General features: G+C 63.3%; 14 protein-coding genes. 4 read left to right on the forward strand and 10 right to left on the reverse strand.

Annotated features, from left to right (window positions below; translation table 11 throughout):
* Positions 1 to 100: 100 nt before the first annotated feature.
* The 4 genes from ACFFF7_RS09735 to ACFFF7_RS09750 all read right to left on the reverse strand — a co-directional run bounded on the left by ACFFF7_RS09735 (position 101) and on the right by ACFFF7_RS09750 (position 1,945).
* Positions 101 to 391 (reverse strand): JAB domain-containing protein, encoded by a 291-nt coding sequence (locus ACFFF7_RS09735; RefSeq protein ID WP_379481162.1) that lies wholly within the window; start codon positions 389 to 391, stop codon positions 101 to 103.
* Positions 392 to 486: 95 nt separating this feature from the next.
* Positions 487 to 948 (reverse strand): hypothetical protein, encoded by a 462-nt coding sequence (locus ACFFF7_RS09740; RefSeq protein ID WP_379481163.1) that lies wholly within the window; start codon positions 946 to 948, stop codon positions 487 to 489.
* Between the two features lie 40 nt (positions 949 to 988).
* Positions 989 to 1,327: a hypothetical protein gene (locus ACFFF7_RS09745; RefSeq protein ID WP_379481164.1), complete on the reverse strand. Its 339-nt coding sequence runs from the start codon at positions 1,325 to 1,327 to the stop codon at positions 989 to 991.
* Positions 1,328 to 1,357: 30 nt separating this feature from the next.
* Complete coding sequence (locus ACFFF7_RS09750) at positions 1,358 to 1,945, reverse strand: response regulator transcription factor (protein ID WP_379481165.1); 588 nt, start codon at positions 1,943 to 1,945, stop codon at positions 1,358 to 1,360.
* Between the two features lie 568 nt (positions 1,946 to 2,513).
* Between ACFFF7_RS09750 and ACFFF7_RS09755 the strand changes: the two genes are divergently transcribed.
* From ACFFF7_RS09755 to ACFFF7_RS09770, 4 genes are all read left to right on the forward strand, one after another.
* The gene (locus ACFFF7_RS09755; RefSeq protein ID WP_379481166.1) at positions 2,514 to 3,050 is read left to right on the forward strand and encodes an RNA polymerase sigma factor; all 537 of its coding nucleotides are present in this window, start codon (positions 2,514 to 2,516) and stop codon (positions 3,048 to 3,050) included.
* Positions 3,051 to 3,088: 38 nt separating this feature from the next.
* The gene (locus ACFFF7_RS09760; RefSeq protein ID WP_379481167.1) at positions 3,089 to 4,012 is read left to right on the forward strand and encodes a FecR family protein; all 924 of its coding nucleotides are present in this window, start codon (positions 3,089 to 3,091) and stop codon (positions 4,010 to 4,012) included.
* A gap of 2 nt (positions 4,013 to 4,014) precedes the next feature.
* The gene (locus ACFFF7_RS09765; protein ID WP_379481168.1) at positions 4,015 to 6,399 is read left to right on the forward strand and encodes a TonB-dependent receptor; all 2,385 of its coding nucleotides are present in this window, start codon (positions 4,015 to 4,017) and stop codon (positions 6,397 to 6,399) included.
* A gap of 494 nt (positions 6,400 to 6,893) precedes the next feature.
* Entirely contained in the window at positions 6,894 to 10,112 is a 3,219-nt protein-coding gene (locus ACFFF7_RS09770) for a beta strand repeat-containing protein (RefSeq protein ID WP_379481169.1), read from the forward strand.
* 331 nt (positions 10,113 to 10,443) lie between these two features.
* Here the strand turns inward: ACFFF7_RS09770 and ACFFF7_RS09775 are convergent, their stop codons facing one another.
* The 6 genes from ACFFF7_RS09775 to ACFFF7_RS09800 form a co-directional block, all read right to left on the reverse strand.
* Complete coding sequence (locus ACFFF7_RS09775; RefSeq protein WP_379481170.1) at positions 10,444 to 11,514, reverse strand: LacI family DNA-binding transcriptional regulator; 1,071 nt, start codon at positions 11,512 to 11,514, stop codon at positions 10,444 to 10,446.
* 189 nt (positions 11,515 to 11,703) lie between these two features.
* Entirely contained in the window at positions 11,704 to 13,599 is a 1,896-nt protein-coding gene (locus tag ACFFF7_RS09780) for an ATP-binding protein (protein ID WP_379481171.1), read from the reverse strand.
* Complete coding sequence (locus tag ACFFF7_RS09785; RefSeq protein WP_379481172.1) at positions 13,596 to 14,051, reverse strand: hypothetical protein; 456 nt, start codon at positions 14,049 to 14,051, stop codon at positions 13,596 to 13,598. Before ACFFF7_RS09785 ends, ACFFF7_RS09780 begins: the two co-directional genes overlap by 4 nt.
* Before the next feature lie 11 nt (positions 14,052 to 14,062).
* Positions 14,063 to 15,664, reverse strand: coding sequence for a carboxyl transferase domain-containing protein (locus tag ACFFF7_RS09790; RefSeq protein WP_379481173.1), 1,602 nt, complete (start codon positions 15,662 to 15,664; stop codon positions 14,063 to 14,065).
* The gene (locus ACFFF7_RS09795; RefSeq protein WP_379481174.1) at positions 15,661 to 16,272 is read right to left on the reverse strand and encodes a TMEM175 family protein; all 612 of its coding nucleotides are present in this window, start codon (positions 16,270 to 16,272) and stop codon (positions 15,661 to 15,663) included. Before ACFFF7_RS09795 ends, ACFFF7_RS09790 begins: the two co-directional genes overlap by 4 nt.
* Positions 16,272 to 17,435 (reverse strand): isovaleryl-CoA dehydrogenase, encoded by a 1,164-nt coding sequence (locus tag ACFFF7_RS09800; protein ID WP_379481175.1) that lies wholly within the window; start codon positions 17,433 to 17,435, stop codon positions 16,272 to 16,274. Before ACFFF7_RS09800 ends, ACFFF7_RS09795 begins: the two co-directional genes overlap by 1 nt.
* Positions 17,436 to 17,687: the final 252 nt, after the last annotated feature.

Consider the following 17,687-nt stretch of genomic DNA (forward strand, 5'->3'; position numbering starts at 1 on the left):
GCCAGCCGCTCGCTGGGACGAGCTCATGCCCTGGCACTGGACTTCCAGCCAGCAGCCGCTGATCGCAGAGGCCGCCTAACCGGCGGCCTTCAGGCCACGCTTACGCACAGTCGAGTCCGATCGCTTCTTTGAACAGTGTTCGGGGATGAATGTTGAGACTGTCGCCCGAGCCAACCGCAAGGATCCGCTCGGCAATATAACCTTCTTGCCGATCAAGGAACCAGCCGATCAACTGCTCGTTGCTGCGGCCGCTGAACCGCATAATGAGGTAGTCTAGAAAAGCTTTCGATTCAGTGTTGACTGGTTCGCGCTCAATTCGCTCACGCAGCCCGACATCGACGAGCTGCCTTGCGGCCATTAGCAAAGTCGCGAGTTCCCCGTCTGCGCCCATAGCGCGCCGCAATTCTTCCGGGCTTGCGCTTACCACACCGGCGATGCTGCCGAGCCGATCGATTAGAGATCGAGCGCGTAACGTCGCTCGATCTCCTAAAAGAGGAGTGAGGATCTGGGCAAGGGCGACAAGCTGTCGATCCTCATGGTGCGACGCGCGTGCAACCAAGTTCCCATCAGCAGCAATGCTATCTGCAAGTAAGATGGGACCCGAATCATCACTGAATATACCAGTGGATCGATCTGGAAGCTGATCAGGCGCAAGAAATGTCCCAGGACAGCAATCACTTGCGCCGAAGACACCCACAGCGTCCACCATCGATCGGCTTTCAGGGCGATCCATCCGGTCGTTGTCAGGGTTATCATATCGATCGTCAGATGTCCCAGATCGACTTGCCCGTAGTGTCCTCCACCAGCGATCAACCAGTGGTAGAGCGGATCGAGGACAAACATCAGAATGAGCGCGGCAGCAGTGGCACGCTCGGGAGCCGCGCCCCTGCGCCAAGCAAACACTGCCGCAAGCACAAGGAGCGCCACTTCGAGAAGGTATCTGGTCATCGATCATTGAGAGACACGCCGCCGCGCCGATGGTCAAGGATTAGGCAACCGCTTCAAGCGCGGCAGCGGGCTCGTGCTCGACCATGCCAGAAGGTGGACAAGTCGGTTCGTCTGCACTGCAGTAAATCGCGGCTGCACTGATGGCCTGGTTGTGTACGCGGAAAATGTTCGAACCTGCATCGAGCAGGCTAGACTGGACCTTGTTGAGACGCAGCAGCGCGTCTTGCCCAACATGCGGAGGGACGCCAGCCTCGCGGCGCGCTGTAACGATAGTGCGGATTACTTCCGTGGTGCGAAGCATGGCTTCATCGAGCGCCGCTTCGGCAGCCGGAATCTCGCGACGCAGTCGCGCCGCTGCGGTGAATACTGTAAAAGTCATGTTAGTCTCCGGTATTGATTCTACATCAGTTTACCGAAGCCTCGAACCAAAAGTGTCGAGGAGGGCACCTAACCCATTCGCGACACCAAGACCCAAAAGGGTCAAACAAAGCAGCGCTGCAGCACCTGCCAGAATGATTCCGACCCGGTAAAGCGCGCTGTCAGGAAGGCCCCGCAGCTTCGGCGCGAACCGCTTCTCTCCATCCTGCCACGGCGCATGTACGTCAAACGTCTGAGCGTCATGCATAGTGTAGATCGGCGATGGCAATTCGCTGCTGGAGTTATCGGACAAATCTGGTGGATGCGTTACCGGGGAAGATCGATATGGGAGAGTTTCCCATGTCCCTGTCAGTGAAGCGTAAAGGCGCGCAGCTTCGGAGCGACTTGTGACACCTAGCTTCGCACGCGCGCCGTCTAGTCGTTGATCGACGGTCTTCGGTGAAACGTTAAGGAGCCGCGCAATTTCTTTCGAGGAATTGTGCTGCAAGACCAATTCCAGCGCCTCGCGCTGCTTGTCGGTCAATGTCCGAATAATGTCATCCGGCTTCCGCAAAACAGGGACCTTGGTTATCTGACGGCCCGTTACCCTAAGGCATACTGCTGGAGCAGCCAACTTCAAAATCGAGTCGATACAGCCTTTGGAGGCCTCGGAATTGGTCCGATTTGGACCGATTCTAAAGCGCGATCTGTTTGATCAATTGCTTCGCTCAACTTTATTCCAGCAATCGGTAGCCCAATCGCGTCAGCAATTTCCAGGGCTTCCGCGATGCGCAGCCTAAGCGTCAGAAGAGCCTCTCTTTGCTGCTCGCCGACGCTATTTCGATTCATGAGATCTCCGGGCTCCCCAATGCCGGGTTTGTGACCTCATGGGCATATCGTAGACCTGTACAATTTCAAACAGAAACCAGCTGCGCTTGTCCTAAAACGGGAAATCGACACTCCTTACTCGCTCCAAGCGGAGACGAGTTGCCATTAGACTGACAGCACCGCCATTTTTCCCCGGTAAATCAATTTCGTCTCAGGTACCTTGCGCCAACTGCGGTGCATTTGGCACTCGCAACAGTGCACATCGGCTCATGTGATCACAACGAGCGCAGCAGGGCGGTGCGGGATCGCAAGTCTCCCTGTTGGCCGCGGGGAATACTTTCACTATAGCGCACAATCCTGCACACAAACGCTGCCTTGCCTTGTCGATAACCGAACCTATTGCCGCTCCGGCAGGCCTTGAGGCCGTTCTCCTCGCCAACCGCGGGGCGCTTCTGCGTTTCCTTTCCGCACGTGGCGCGGGCGACGCGGCCGAAGACATTCTTCACGAAGTCTGGCTCAGAGTGACCCAGTCCGCTGGCGCCAGCGGCCCGATCGCCGCGCCGCTGGCCTACCTCTATCGCACAGCAAACAGCGTGATGATCGACCGCTATCGCGCGCGTCGCCAAGCAGACGCGCGAGGCGAAGCCTGGGCAGACATGCATGCCGCCGGCGACCCTGCTTCCGTGGCAACGCCCGAACGCATTGCGATCGGGCGCGATACGCTCGCCGCGATTTTTCATGCCTTGGATGCCGCAAGTCCGAGAGCGGCGGCTGTATTCCGCCAGCATCGCATAGAAGGGGTGCCCCAGCGTGCAATTGCCGAAGGTTTGGGCGTCAGTCTCTCCACCGTGGAGAGCGATCTTCGCATCGCCTACCGCGTGATAGCCGCATTCCGGGAGCGTGACGATGAGGTTTGAGCGCAACGACTCCGTCATAGGATCAGGAGGCCGTGGTCATGGCGATTGATCCAAGAATGCTGGACGAGGCGGCGAGCTGGGCGGTGCGCACCGGCGATGCGGCATTTGCCGATTGGGCCGGTTTCACCGAGTGGCTTGAGAGGGATGCAGGCCATGCCGAAGCCTATGACCGGGTCATGGGCGCGATCGAAGGTGTCGTCGAAGTGGCCGGGGCAGAACCTTCCGCCATTCCTGGCGCGGACATTGCCTTGGAGCCGCACGTAAAGCGCGGCCCGTTCCGCGCCTGGATTGGCGGGGCGATCGCCGCCGTGCTGGTGCTTGCCGCGGTGCTTGGCCTGCAGCTGCGCGGTGGCGGCGTCGACTATGTGACAGCACCTGGCGAGACACGCAGTGTCGCGCTTGCCGATGGCAGCCGAATCACGCTAGCGGGCGGCACCCGGCTGGCAATGACCAGCACACGTGCCGTCCGGCTCGATCAGGGACAAGCGCTATTCGAAGTGCGTCACGACGCTGCGCGGCCATTTGTCGTCGTTGCGGGAGAGGCAACGCTGGTCGATGTCGGCACGGTGTTTGACGTCAGGCGCGAATTGGACGCGACCGTTGTCGGGGTCAGCGAGGGCGCGGTGGTTTTCAACCCGAAGCGTCAGAACCTGCGCGTCGATCCCGGCGAGCAGGCATCACTGCGTAACGGGTCGGATCGCATCGTTCGCAGCGTGGTGCCGGTCTCGGCGATCGGCGAATGGCGCGAAGGTCGGCTGACCTTCCGTGACGCGTCACTTGCCGATGTGGCCGCTGGTTTGACCCGCGCAACCGGGATCGACTTCACCGCAAGGCCGGGCGGTTCGCGGCGGGTATCGGGCAGTGTCGTCGTCGCCCCGCTACGCAGCGACCCCGCCGCGCTTGGTCCCTTGCTTGGCGTGACCATGACGCGGTCGGCGGATGGCTGGACGATCGAGCCCTGATCATGTTGCGGCCGCGGTACGGACTTCTTGCCACACTGGTTGCGATTGCTGCACCCGCTCAGGCCAATGAGGCGCGACTCGATGTGCCGAAAGGCCGGCTGGGCGATGCCGCCGTGGCGGCGGCACAGCAGACCGGCAGTACCATCGTGGTTGTTGACGAAAACCTGTCCAACCGAAAGGTCGGGCCGCTGCGCGGGACCATGACAGCAAGGCAGGCTGCAGAACGGCTGGCGCGGGCCTCTGGCGGGCATCTGGTGGTGGTCAACGGTGCGGCCTTCCGTATCGAGCGCGCGCCGACAACCCCGCCCCGCTTGGCAGCTGTCGAACGCCCGGCAAAAGCCGCCAGGCGCCCGGCTCCTGAATTGCCGCCCGAAGCCTTTTCCGAGCAGCCGATCGTGGTTGTCGCCAGCAAACGCGACTTGACGCTGCGTGACTTTCCCGGCCAGGTTCATCAGATCGATGGCAGCGATCTTGTGTTTGGCGGGGTTGGCGGGACCGATCGGATCGCGGCCCGGATCGCGACCGTTTCAACCACGCACCTCGGAACCGGGCGAAACAAGCTGTTCATCCGCGGCATCGCCGATTCCAGCTTCACAGGGCCTACCCAGTCAACAGTTGGCCAGTACCTTGGCGATCTGCGGCTGAGCTATAACGCCCCCGATCCCGATCTGCGACTGTCCGATATGCGCGCGGTCGAGGTCCTCGAAGGCCCGCAGGGTGCGCTTTACGGGGCGGGATCGCTGGGCGGCATCGTTCGTTTTGTGCCGAACGACCCCGATCTTGGTGCGGCGGCGGCGTCGGGGATCGTCGGCGGAAGCGTGACAGCGCGCGGCGAACCGGGTTTCGATGCCAATCTGGTGGTGAACCTGCCGTTGGCCGAGGATCGGATCGGACTGCGCGTTGCGGCCGACGGAGAACGGCAAGGTGGCTACATCGACAAGCCTCTGCTTAGACGTGAGGATGTCAACCGGACATGGGTCGGCGCGGTGCGCGGATCGATCCGTGCGCGAATTGCAGCAGACTGGACGCTGGACCTGATTGGCCTGACCCAGACAACGCGCGGCGATGACAGCCAATATGCCGATCGCGGCGGAGCACCGCTCGAACGCAGCGCCCGTGTCAGCGAAGGATACGGCGCACACTATGGTCAGGGACAGATCGTGCTCTCGGGCAGGGTCGGGGATATCCGCCTGCGCTCATCAACCGGCGCAGCCCGGCAGGATCTGTCCGAACGGTATGACGCAACCCTGCCGGATGGGCCGGACCGGCTTTTCGTGCAACGCAACCGCACCCTTCTGTTCGCGAACGAGACCCGGATCTGGCAGCCCCTTGGCCGCCGCTTCGGCTGGCTTGCGGGGATCAGCTACACGCACAACAACACACGGTTGCAGCGCGAATTGCAGGCTTCGGACACCATTACACCTTATACCGGCGTGGCCAACAGTATCGAAGAGTTTACCCTTTACGGCGAGGCGAGCGTCCGACTGTTCGAAGGGCTGGTGGCGAGTGCCGGGGGCCGCCTGACCTGGTCGACACTCGATGGCGCGGGCGAAGATGTCAGGCCAGAGATCGCGCTGGCCAACGGCGCGATAACTGCGCAGCGGACCGAGCGCATGGCGCTGCCTTCGCTTGCCTTGACCGCGCACCCACTGGCCGCATTGACCATGTACCTGCGATATCAGGAAGGCTTCCGACCAGGCGGCCTGACGGTCGACAATGATTTCGTCCGCCGTTTCCGCAACGACAGGATTTCCACAATCGAATTCGGGTTGCGGCGCGGATCAGCAGGGCGCGGGCCGTTCGATCTAGCCGCCAGTGTCTCCTTCACCGACTGGCGCGATATCCAGGCCGACTACATCGACCTGGCTGGTCTGCCGACCACTGCCAATGTCGGCAATGGGCAGATCTGGACTTTTACCCTGACAGGCAGCGCCCTGATTGCCCCGGGACTGCGCATCGACGCTGGCGGCGTGATCAATCGGAGCCGAATTTCGCAGCCCAACCTTTACGCTGATGTGCTGGTACCATCATTGATTCCGATCACCGAGGTACCCAATGTCGCCAAGGTCGCGGCGCGTATCGGTGTCGACTATCGCCGCAAGCTGGGCTCTGCGATCGAACTGCACGGGCAGGGCTGGGCGCGCTACGTTGGGCAGTCGCGGCTTGGCGTAGGACCGGAACTGGGCGACTTGCAAGGCGACTATCTGGAAACCGGAGCGACCATCAGACTTGGTACCGATGCGCAAGGCGCAACCCTGTCGATCACCAATATTCCCGACGTTGCCGGTAACCGCTTCGCGCTTGGAACGCCATTCGCGATCGGGCGCAATCAGGTCACACCGTTGCGTCCGCTGACCGTGCGACTGGGTTTCGACGCCCGCTTTTGACCTTGCTGCATGTGCGGGGAGCAATTTCTGTACAAGTAACCAAGGCCGCGAAGCCGCGGCTCCGTCTTCCCTTGCGACAGCCGAGAGGGAGGTCTTTCCGATGCGCCGACAATTGCTTGCCGCCACCGCCGTTCTTGCCCTGGCAACGCCGGCGATGTCGGCCAGTCGCGGCTTTGAGTGGGAACAGAACTGGGCGAACTGCAAGGCAAGGATCAGCAAACCGGAGCGACCGGCAGGGTCCTCGCCGCTGCGCAAGGCGGAGCCCTGTCTATCGCCAATATTGCCGACGTTGCCGGTAACCGCTTCGCGCGTGGAACGCCGGTCGCAATCGGGCGCAATCAGGTCACACCGTTGCATCGGCTGAACGTGCGGCCGGGCCTGGGCGCCGGCTTCTGCCCTTTCCCGACGAGCGGCGCGAAATTTTTTGCAAGTTACCAAGGCTGCGAAGCGGCGGCTCCGTCTTCCCTTTCGACAGCCGAGAGGGAGATATTCCAATGCGCCGAACATTGCTTGCCACGACTGCCGTTCTTGCCCTGGCAGCGCCGGCGATGGCAGAAACGGTCATTACCGCCAAGCGGACCACGACAATTAACACCTCGACCGCCAACAATGGCGCGGCTGACTCGATCCGTATCGGCAGCGCTGGCTCGATCGAGATCACGTCCGGCACGGCCATCACTGTCGACAGCAACAATGCTGCGACCGTTGAGGGTAAAATCATCGTCTCCAACGCGCCCGGCGGCGCGGGCATAGTCGTCAACGCAGGGACCAGTGGCGATATCGTTGTGGCCACGACCGGATCGATCACCGTGGATGAACCCTATACCGCAACCGATACTGATAACGATGGCGATCTGGACGGTCCATTCGCGGTGGGTGCCAATCGATATGGCATCCGTACCCTTGGTGCCCATACCGGCAAGGTGACGCAAAGCGGAACGATCCTGGTCGAAGGCAACGATTCTGCAGGTATCTGGCTGGGCGGCTCCCTGACCGGCAACTTTACGCATGACGGCAAAACGACCGTCATCGGTGATCGTGCGGTCGGCATTCGCGCGGACGCGATCAACGGTTCGGTCCGGCTTGCGGGCCAAGTCAGCGCGATTGGCGTTGGTGCGGTCGGCGCGCGCTTTACCGGTGATGTCTCTGGGGCGATGGTGGTTCAAGGCGCGATCACCAGCACGGGCTATCGCTACACCACGGTCCCGGCTGACCCTTCGAAGCTTGACGCAGATGATTTGCTGCAGGGCGGTTCCGCCTTGATGATCGAGGGCAATGTCGCCGGCGGCATAATCCTGGCCATCCCGCCCCGCGATACCAGCTCGACCGACAATGACGAGGATCGCGACGGGATCGAAGACAGCAAGGAAGGGTCGGCATCTGTCGTTACCTACGGCGCCGCTCCGGCAATGGTCGTTGGCGCAACCGATCACGCCATCGCAATCGGCCCGATCGCCGGTACCGGAACCGGATTTGGCCTGCAGATCGATGGTGCGGTTGCCGGCAACGGTCTCTATTCCGGGATCGCCGGTAATGGCTTGGTTATCGGCGGCCGCGGTGGCGCAGTCACGATCGCGGGCGGAATCGGCATCTCCGGCACGGTCAGCGCCGCGTCAAATGGCGCGAGCGCGACGGCTGTCCGGATCGGCAGCGGTGCCAGCGTTCCCGAAGTGCGCAACTCCGGTACGGTCAGTTCGAGCGGCGGGGGCACAGCAACGTCGGTTTCGTCAGCAGTGTTGATCGAAGCCGGGGCCAGCGTCGCCACGGTTCGCAACAGCGGCGCGATCAAGGCATCGGCTTCGGGTGCGGCAGGCACGGCGGTAGCGATTGCCGATCGCACCGGACAGGTCGCCCTGATCGAGAACAGCGGCACGATCAGCGCGACCGGGGCGCAGGCTGATTCGGGCCGGAACATCGCGATCGACTTGTCGGCCAACACGGCCGGTGCAACCATTCGCCAGACTGTTGTTGCTGCAGGAATCGCGGCTCCCAGCATCACCGGCGACGTCCTGCTTGGCAGCGGTGACGACCTGTTCGATATTGCCGACGGCTCGGTCACCGGGATTGTCACGCTGGGAAGCGGTAATGATCGCCTCACACTCGGCGGCGATGCGACGCTGGGTGGCAAGGTCCTGTTCGGCGCGGGCAACGACACGCTCACCCTGGCAGGCACATCGGCCGTGACGGCCATTGCCGACTTTGCCGGAGGGGGAACCGACAGCCTGACGATTGCCAATTCGGCCCGCTTTGCCGGAACAATGGTCAATGCCGGTCAACTTGCGGTAACGATGACCGGCGGTTCGCTCGAACTTGTCAAACCAACCACGATCGGTTCGCTGACCACGGCAAGCGGTTCAACGCTGCTGGTCATTCTCGACAAGGATGTCGGCGAGGGGACGGCAATCACCGTGAATGGTATCGCGACGATTGCCAGCGGTACGAATATCAAGGTCCAGCTGGCCGATGTCGCCAATGCAGAAGGGCGTTATACGTTCCTTACCGCTGGCACCCTTGTCGGCGGGACCGGGCTGGTCACCAACACCGATCTTGTGCCGTTCATCTACAAGGCGGCGTTGGCGACCAATGCGCCCAGCAACCAGCTGGCGATCGACATCGCGCGCAAATCGGCGACCGAGCTGGGGCTAAACCAGTCGGAAAGCGCGGCGTGGAATGCAGCCTACGCCGCAATCGGCGGGGATGCCGAACTGGGCAAGGTCTTCCTGAACACCCGTGACGGCGAAGTCTTCCGCACCAATCTTGATCAGATGCTGCCCGACCATGCCGGCGGCACATTCCGGGCAATCAGTCTGGGCGCACGGAGCATGGGGCGGCAGATCGCCGATCCGGTGGGGCCGATCAAACTGGATGGAAACCTGCAGGTTAACCTCGGCCTCAGCGTGTGGGGAACGTCGAAGGACAAATCGGATTCGATTGCCTATGACATCAAGGGCATGGGCGGGTTACTCGGCGCGGAATGCCAGACTGGCCTTGGCTATTTCGGTGCAGACCTGACGTGGTTGTGGAGCCAGACCTACAACGGCCTGGGCGTCGACAACACGGTCAAGTCGAACACCTATATGATTGGCGCGCACTGGCGGGTGAAGTCGGGCGGCTTCCAGGCTTTTGCCCGGGGCGGTATCGGGATTGTCCGCTTCGACAGCGAACGCGCGTTCAGCGGTGCCACCGCGACCAGCCAGGTTCGCCGAACCACCAGCAGCAAGTGGAACGGGACCCTGACGACATTCGGCGCAGGCGCCTCGATCGAAGGAGGCGGACGCTACTTCTATTTCCGTCCCTCGGTCGGGATAGATTATGTCCGCCTTAGCGAGGATGGCCATACCGAAACTGGCGGTGGAACGGGCCTGAACCTGACCATCGACAAACGTTCGGGAAGCGAACTGGCTGCCGAGGGCGGCCTTGTGCTGGGGATCGATTTTAGCGGAACGGGCCGGGACGACAGCGACTGGATCCGGGTCGAAGTCGAGGGCGGTCGGCGTGAAATTCTAAGCGGCAAACTGGCCGCAACGACGGCAAAGTTCGGTTCCGGCACCCCCTTCATCTTGCTGGCCGATCAAAGCAGAAGTGGCTGGTACAGCCGCTTGCGTGCTCTGGGCGGAACCAGCGATTACCAGTTCGGCGGCGAAGTGGGCGCCGAGGATGCGAACGGACAAACCGCATATTCGATCCGCGGCACGCTGCGCATTCAGTTCTGAGTCCCCGGAAGAGGCCCGGCATCCCCCCCCCTAACGGGCCTCTTCAACCACTCCGCGTCCTTGCGTCGCAGCGGGGGCGCGGAGTGGCCAATATCCCGTCGGCCAAGCGAATCTGCCCGATGGTGACGAAGGACTGTCGAGGAGCTGCTAATCGAGTGTGGGCGTACCCTATGACTTAAGATCTCACCGTATTGGCAGCCGCATGGCTCTCTAGCGACCGCGCGGGACAAGCCGGGACGCGGTGGTAGGCCCGGTCACTGGAGCCGGTGCGTTTCAGGGTCCGGTGGGATACCGCGCTCATCACCAGCGAGGCCTGCACAAGTCAGGCCGATCAGGCCTGGTGCGAAGCCCCGCGCGCCGTACTGCCGCGCACGATCAGGCGGACGGGGACGAGCCATTCGTCATCGGGCTTGCCCGCCATCATCGACTTGAGCCGCTTGACCAGCAGTTCGGCGGCCAGCGGCAAGTCCGGCTCGATCGTGGTGAGCGAAGGTACAACGTGTTCGCCGGCGTTGATTCCGTCGAAGCCGACCACGCCAACCTCATCGGGAATGCGCACGCCGCGGGCCTGCAATTCCTGCATCGCCCCCAGCGCGATCTGGTCGCAGGCGGCGAAGATCCCGTCGAACTTCATGCCGGTTTCGATCATCCCGCGCACCGCCTCGCGGCCCTGATCGATCCGCGACAGCGCCGGATCGATCTGCGCGATCACCGGGGTTTGCCCCGCCGCACGCAACGCCTTGGAAAAGCCGTCGAAGCGTTCGGTATACTGGCGCTGGAGCGAGGTGACCGAGCCGATGTAGACGTTGCTCTTGTAGCCGCTGTCGAGCAGCACCTGCGCCGCCAGTTCGCCGCCCGCGACATTGTCCGAGCGGACCCAGTTCTGGTCCTGATAAGGCGCGCCCCAGCAGACCATATTGGCGCCGCTGTCGGCGACCTCGCGGAAATGGGCCCAGGCCTCGGTATTTTCGGCGGTGCCGATCACGATCAGCCCGTCGGCGCGGCGGTTGCTTTCGTAATAGCCGTTGAGGTTGGCGGCGCTGTCCTGGAACGAGGTCAGCGCATCGCAGCCCGCCGCCGATATGGCCGAGCAGATATTGCCGAGCAGCGAATAGTAGAACGGGTTCATGTCACCCTTGAGCTCGCCCGGGCGGCAGATCACCACCACTGCGATCACGTCGGTGCGCCCGGTGCGCAGCCGGGTGGCGTTCTGGTCGATCGAGTAATGCAGCTCCTCGGCGGCGCGCTTGACCCGTTCGCGGGTCATTTCGCTGACCACCGGATCGCCGGCCAGCGCGCGCGACACGGTCGACTGGCTGACGCCGGCCAGCTCGGCGACGTCGAACGAGGTCGCCCGCGTCCGCCGCGCCGCTTTCCTCGTCTGGTCGGCCTCGCTTACCATGTGAAGTCCTTCACCCCCGCGCCGGATGAGCGCCCAACGCCTCTCTATGCGCGAAGGGGGCCGGGTTTCAAGGCTGTCAACCTCGACCCTCTGAGTCGTCATCCCCGCGAAGGCGGAGATCCAGCTCCAAGCGCGGGAGTTGGATCTTCGCCTTCGCGGGGATGACGAGTGGAGACAAAGCAGACCTGGCTATCCAGCCGCCTCGATCCGCGCCAGCAGCGCCTCGACCTGGACCTGCGCGCCGGGCGTGGCGGAGAGCTCGGCCACCGTGCCGTCGAACGGCGCGGTCAGGGTATGCTCCATCTTCATCGCCTCAAGCGTGATGAGCTTTTGGCCCTTGGTCACCGCCTGACCTTCGCTCACCTCTACCGCGATGATCTTGCCCGGCATGGGCGAGAGGATATCGCCGTCGTGGGCAGAGTGGTGGCCGGTGCCGTCCGTGCCGCGCGTGGTGAATCGAAAGGTCTGCCCCCGCTCGGTGACGAATATCTCGTTCCCCGGGGTCATCGTTGCGCACAAGCCGAAGTCGCTTTCAAATCCGCTGACATCGCCAGTGACCGCGGAGCCGTTCACATAGAGAACAACTTCAGAAGGTGCAGGTCTGTTGAGGCGAAAGCCGAAAAGCCCAGACCGCATATCGTTTGGCTGCCAGCCAACCCAGTCAAGAAAATCGCGGCGGTAACGCTTTGCAGCGGTATCGACGGCCAGCTTGCTTGGGCTTTGAGCTGGAAGCAGCGTATCGCCCTTTTCCGCAATCAGTCCGGTATCGATTCTACCGGAACGAAATTCCGCCAGGTCGAGGCATTCGAAAAGGAAGCCCTGATTTGTCGTAAGTGGTGACACATAGCTGGCGTTCAGCGCCGTCAGCATGTGGTTGATTGCGGCGTCTCGATCTACTCCGTGCACGACCAGTTTGGCAATCATCGGGTCATAATAAGGACTGACGGTATCGCCATCGTCCACGCCCGTTTCAATCCGGATTCGATGATCGAGCGCCAAGTGGTCAATCTTTCCAGGGCTCGGCAAGAACCCCTTGGCCGGGTCCTCGGCATAGAGCCGCGCTTCCATCGCCCAGCCGGTGATGCTCAGCTCGTCCTGCTTCAGCGGCAGCGGCTCGCCGCTGGCCACGCGGAGTTGCCATTCGACCAGATCGACGCCGGTGATCTCCTCGGTCACCGGGTGTTCCACTTGCAGGCGGGTGTTCATTTCCATGAACCAGATGCGGTCGGCGCGCAGGCCTTCGGACGCGTCGGCGATGAACTCGATTGTTCCGGCGCCTTCGTAGTCGACCGCCTTGGCGGCGCGCACAGCGGCGGCGCAGATCGCCTCGCGGGTGGCCGGGTCCATCCCCGGCGCGGGGGCTTCCTCGATCACCTTCTGGTGGCGGCGCTGGAGCGAGCAGTCGCGCTCGAACAGGTGGACGACGTTGCCGTGGCTGTCGCCAAATACCTGGACCTCGATGTGGCGCGGCGAGAGGATGTACTTCTCGATCAGCACGTGGTCGTTGCCGAAGCTGGCCGCCGCCTCGCGCTGGCACGAGGCGAGGCTGTCGGCAAAGTCGGCCGCGCTATCCACCCGCCGCATCCCCTTGCCGCCGCCGCCGGCGACCGCCTTGATCAGCACCGGATAGCCGATCTGCGCGGCCTGCCCCGCCAGGAAGGCCGGGTCCTGGTTCTCGCCCATGTAGCCCGGGGTGACCGGCACCCCAGCGGCCTGCATCAACGCCTTGGCCGCGTCCTTCAGCCCCATCGCGTCGATGCTGGCAGGCTTGGGGCCGACCCAGACCAGCCCGGCGTCGATCACCGCCTGGGCGAAGGCCGCGTTTTCCGACAGGAAACCGTACCCCGGATGCACCGCCTCGGCCCCGGTGGCCTTGGCCGCGGCGATGATCTTCTCCCCCACCAGATAGCTCTCGCGCGCCGGGCTCGGGCCGATATGCACCGCCTCGTCGGCTTGGAGCACATGCAGCGCCTTGGCATCGGCATCGGAATAGACCGCGACCGTGCGAATACCCATGGCCCGCGCGGTACGGATGATCCGGCAGGCGATCTCGCCGCGGTTGGCGATGAGGAGGGACTGGATCATTTCTTCGCGCACCCCTGGGGTTCGACCGTCCACATCGCATTGGCAACCAGCCATTTCCCCTCGACCTTCACCAAATCGAACACATCGATGCCGCAGTGCGAACGCTTGCCGTTGATGTCGAACGAATAGGGCGCCCAGAAGGTGGCGATGCCGCCGTGGACCAGGATGGTCGGCCTCCAGTACCGCTCATGCAGCCGATCCTTCGCGCCGCGCATGCGCTCCACCCAATCGGCGTTGCTGCGATTGCTCAACTTGAGCGTCCCGTCGGGCGCATGAAACTGGCGGAAGGTCATGCCTTGGGGCAGCTGGTTGGCGGCAAGCGCATCCGCGTCGTTCGCATTGATCGCGGCAAGCCAGCGGTCGACCGACGCCTTGACGTCGCTGCGATCATCGGCCGAGGCCGCCCCGGGAATGAGCAGCATCGCCGCTACGACCAGGCCTAGCTTGCGCATCGATCTTCCCCTCACATCCGGAACACGCCGAACGCCGGGCGTTCGGGAATGGGTGCTTCGAGCGCTGCCGCCAGCGCCAGCCCCAGTACGTCGCGGGTCTGCGCGGGGTCGATCACCCCATCGTCCCACAGTCGCGCGGTGGCGTAATAGGGGTTGCCTTCGTCCTCGTACTTCTGGCGGATCGGGGCCTTGAACGCTTCGGCCTGCTCAGGTGTCCAGCTTTCCGCATCGCGGTGGACGGTGGCGAGAACGCTGGCTGCCTGCTCTCCGCCCATCACCGAGATTCGCGCATTGGGCCAGGAAAACAGGAAACGCGGGCTGTAGGCGCGGCCGCACATGCCGTAATTGCCCGCGCCGAAGCTGCCGCCGATCAGCACGGTCAGCTTGGGCACGGTGGCGGTGGCAACCGCGGTGACCAGCTTGGCGCCGTGCTTGGCGATCCCCTCGGCCTCGTACTTGCCGCCGACCATGAAGCCGCTGATGTTCTGCAGGAACAGCAGCGGAATGCGGCGCTGGCAGGCCAGTTCGATGAAGTGCGCGCCCTTGACCGCCGATTCGCTGAACAGCACCCCGTTGTTGGCCAGGATCGCCACCGGCATGCCCCAGATGTGGGCAAAGCCGCAAACCAGCGTCGCGCCGTAATGCGCCTTGAATTCGTGAAACTCGCTGCCATCGACCAGCCGCGCGATCACCTCGTGGACATCGTAAGGCGCGCGGACATCGTCGGGCACCACCGCGTAGAGGTCTTCGGCGTCGTACTTCGGCGCGCGCGGGTCCTTGAGCGGCAGGCCGTGATCGTTGCGCGGTCCAAGGTGGCTGACGATATCGCGCACGATGGTCAGCGCGTGCTCGTCGTTCTCGGCCAGGTGATCGACCACGCCGGACTTGCGCGCGTGCAGATCGCCCCCGCCCAGATCCTCGGCGCTGATTTCCTCGCCGGTCGCGGCCTTGACCAGTGGCGGACCGGCCAGAAAGATCGTGCCCTGCTCGCGCACGATCACGCTCTCGTCGCTCATCGCTGGGACATAGGCGCCCCCGGCGGTGCAACTGCCCATGACACAAGCGATCTGGGGAATGCCCTTGGCCGACATGTTGGCCTGATTGAAGAAGATCCTCCCGAAGTGGTCGCGGTCGGGGAAAACCTCGCTCTGGTGCGGCAGATTGGCCCCGCCGCTGTCGACTAGATAGATGCACGGCAGGTGGTTGGCCTCGGCAATTTCCTGCGCGCGCAGGTGCTTCTTGACCGTCAGCGGGTAATAGGTGCCGCCCTTCACCGTCGCATCATTGGCGACGATCATGCACTGGCGGCCCGACACGCGGCCGATCGCGGCGATGATCCCGGCGCCGGGGATATCCTCGCCGTAGACCCCGTCCGCCGCCAGCTGCCCGATCTCGAGCAGGGGCGAACCGGGATCGAGCAAACGCTCGACGCGCTCCCTCGGCAGGAGTTTGCCGCGCGAAGTGTGGCGCTCGCGCGACTTTTCATTCCCGCCCAGCGCAGCCTCGGCCACCCTCGCGCGCAGTTCGGCGGCGAGCGCACGATTGTGCGCCGCGCGGGTCTGGGCCTGCGTATCGTCGGGATTGAGCGTGGTGGAAAGGACGGGGGCGGTCATGCCGGGTTCCTGCGCTTCAAGAGACGGATCCATAGCGGGATCGTGATCATGCCCATCTGGCTGATCGCGGGAAGCACGAAGGTCAGCAGCACCGATAGCGTGGCGCCAAGGATCACCGCGTTCGACCCCGCCGCTTCGCCCAGCAGGGTGTCCGAAGTCGGATCGAGCGCCTCGATGCGCTGCACCAGCAGCCGTCCCAGCAGCGCCGTGACAAGCAGGGTCAGGTTGTAGAATAGCGCAGGCCCGAACAGGCCGAGATTGCGCCCGATCAGCGCCGTGGCAAAAGGCATGAAGGCGATGGCCATCAGGTACATCATGTTCGGCCACATCAGGCGCGGATCATAGGTTTTGACGTGATCCATCAAGCCGTGATGGGTCATCCAGAAGCGCCCGATCACCAGGAAGCTGAGCACGAAGGCGAAGAAGCTGGGGAACAGGTCGGCCAGCGCCTGCAGAAACGGCTCGCTATCCTGCACGCGCGGCAAGTGTGGCACTTCGATTTCCAGCACCAGCAGCGTGATGGCGATGGCGAAGACCGCGTCGGAAAAGAACACCAGCCGCTCGAGCGAAAGCGCGCCCCCGGCGGCGGTATGCGGTTGCCTGCTCATCAATTGGTCCCGATCAATTCGCGCCCGATCAGCATCCGCCTGATCTCGTTGGTCCCGGCGCCGATGTCGAGCAGCTTGGCATCGCGCAGGAAGCGTTCGACCGGCCAGTCCTTGGTATAGCCCGCCCCGCCCAGCGCCTGAACCGCCTCGCCCGCGGCACGGAATGCGTTCTCGCTGGCGAGCAGGATCGCCCCGGCGGCATCGAAGCGGGTGGTCTGCCCGGCGTCGCAGGCCTTGGCCACGGCATAGACATAGGCCCGCGCCGACTGCATCGCGACATACATATCGGCGACCTTGGCCTGCATCAGCTGGAAGCTGCCGATCGGCTTGCCGAACTGCTTGCGTTCGCGGACATAGGGGATGACCACGTCAAGACAGGCTTGAAGGATGCCGATCTGCATTCCGGCCAGCACGACCCGTTCATAGTCCAGCCCGCTCATCAGCACGCCGACCCCGCCGTGGACCGGGCCCATCACATTCTCGTCCGGCACGAAACAATCGTCGAAGACCAGCTCGGCCGTGGGCGAACCGCGCAGGCCCATCTTGTCGATCTTCTGGCCGATCGAGAAGCCGGGCATGTCCTTTTCGATCAGGAAGGCGGTGATCCCGCGGCTGCCGCCCTGCGGGTCGCTCTTGCCATAGACCACCAGGGTATCGGCATAGGTCGCATTGGTGATCCAGAACTTGGTGCCATTGAGGCGCCAACCGCCATCGACCAGGTCGCAGCGCAGTTTCATCGACACGACGTCCGATCCCGCCCCGGCTTCCGACATGGCCAGGCTGCCCAGGTGTTCACCGCTGATCAGCTTGGGCAGGTACCTGGCTTTTTGCTCATCGCTGCCCCAGCGGCGGATCTGGTTGATGCACAGGTTGGAGTGCGCGCCGTAACTGAGGCCCACCGCTCCGCTCGCCCTGCTGACTTCCTCGACCGCGATGACGTGGTCGAGATAGCCCAGCCCCAGCCCGCCCCACTCCTCCTCAACCGTGATCCCGTGCAGGCCGAGCGAACCCATCGGCTCCCACAGCTCGCGCGGGAAGCGGTCGTTGGTGTCGATCTCGGCGGCGAGCGGCAGGATCTGTTCATCGGCAAAGCGGCCCGCCGCCTCGCGGATCATCTGGGCGCTTTCGGTCAGGCCGAAATCGAAGTCGGGGGTGGCGCGCATGCAAACTCCTCTGGCCCTTGGCGCATAGCAAGCCGCAGCCTTCACGCAAACCGGTTACAGCAGAAAGCAGATTGGCCCCGGAGCGATCAGAACACCCGTGCTTGCATAAAACGCAATCAACCTGCCCTTTTTCGCACTTGCAGCATGGCCGCCGCAGACCCATATGCGGGAGGCCTTTCAGGCATCCTCTCCCAAGACTTTCACAGGGCCGGCATCTGCCGGCCCTTTTTTTGCGCGTCACCCTCAGTGCTG

The sequence above is a fragment of the Novosphingobium aquiterrae genome (assembly GCF_042434435.1).
Taxonomy (GTDB): domain Bacteria; phylum Pseudomonadota; class Alphaproteobacteria; order Sphingomonadales; family Sphingomonadaceae; genus Novosphingobium; species Novosphingobium aquiterrae.

What these genes read in the sequence shown, in the direction of transcription:
- ACFFF7_RS09735 (WP_379481162.1), bottom strand. Translation starts at nt 391, where the DNA reads ATGGGCGCAGACGGGGAACTCGCGACTTTGCTAATGGCCGCAAGGCAG.
- ACFFF7_RS09740 (WP_379481163.1), bottom strand. Translation starts at nt 948, where the DNA reads ATGACCAGATACCTTCTCGAAGTGGCGCTCCTTGTGCTTGCGGCAGTG.
- ACFFF7_RS09745 (WP_379481164.1), bottom strand. Translation starts at nt 1,327, where the DNA reads ATGACTTTTACAGTATTCACCGCAGCGGCGCGACTGCGTCGCGAGATT.
- ACFFF7_RS09760 (WP_379481167.1), top strand. Translation starts at nt 3,089, where the DNA reads ATGGCGATTGATCCAAGAATGCTGGACGAGGCGGCGAGCTGGGCGGTG.
- ACFFF7_RS09765 (WP_379481168.1), top strand. Translation starts at nt 4,015, where the DNA reads ATGTTGCGGCCGCGGTACGGACTTCTTGCCACACTGGTTGCGATTGCT.
- ACFFF7_RS09770 (WP_379481169.1), top strand. Translation starts at nt 6,894, where the DNA reads ATGCGCCGAACATTGCTTGCCACGACTGCCGTTCTTGCCCTGGCAGCG.
- ACFFF7_RS09775 (WP_379481170.1), bottom strand. Translation starts at nt 11,514, where the DNA reads ATGGTAAGCGAGGCCGACCAGACGAGGAAAGCGGCGCGGCGGACGCGG.
- ACFFF7_RS09780 (WP_379481171.1), bottom strand. Translation starts at nt 13,599, where the DNA reads ATGATCCAGTCCCTCCTCATCGCCAACCGCGGCGAGATCGCCTGCCGG.
- ACFFF7_RS09785 (WP_379481172.1), bottom strand. Translation starts at nt 14,051, where the DNA reads ATGCGCAAGCTAGGCCTGGTCGTAGCGGCGATGCTGCTCATTCCCGGG.
- ACFFF7_RS09790 (WP_379481173.1), bottom strand. Translation starts at nt 15,664, where the DNA reads ATGACCGCCCCCGTCCTTTCCACCACGCTCAATCCCGACGATACGCAG.
- ACFFF7_RS09795 (WP_379481174.1), bottom strand. Translation starts at nt 16,272, where the DNA reads ATGAGCAGGCAACCGCATACCGCCGCCGGGGGCGCGCTTTCGCTCGAG.
- ACFFF7_RS09800 (WP_379481175.1), bottom strand. Translation starts at nt 17,435, where the DNA reads ATGCGCGCCACCCCCGACTTCGATTTCGGCCTGACCGAAAGCGCCCAG.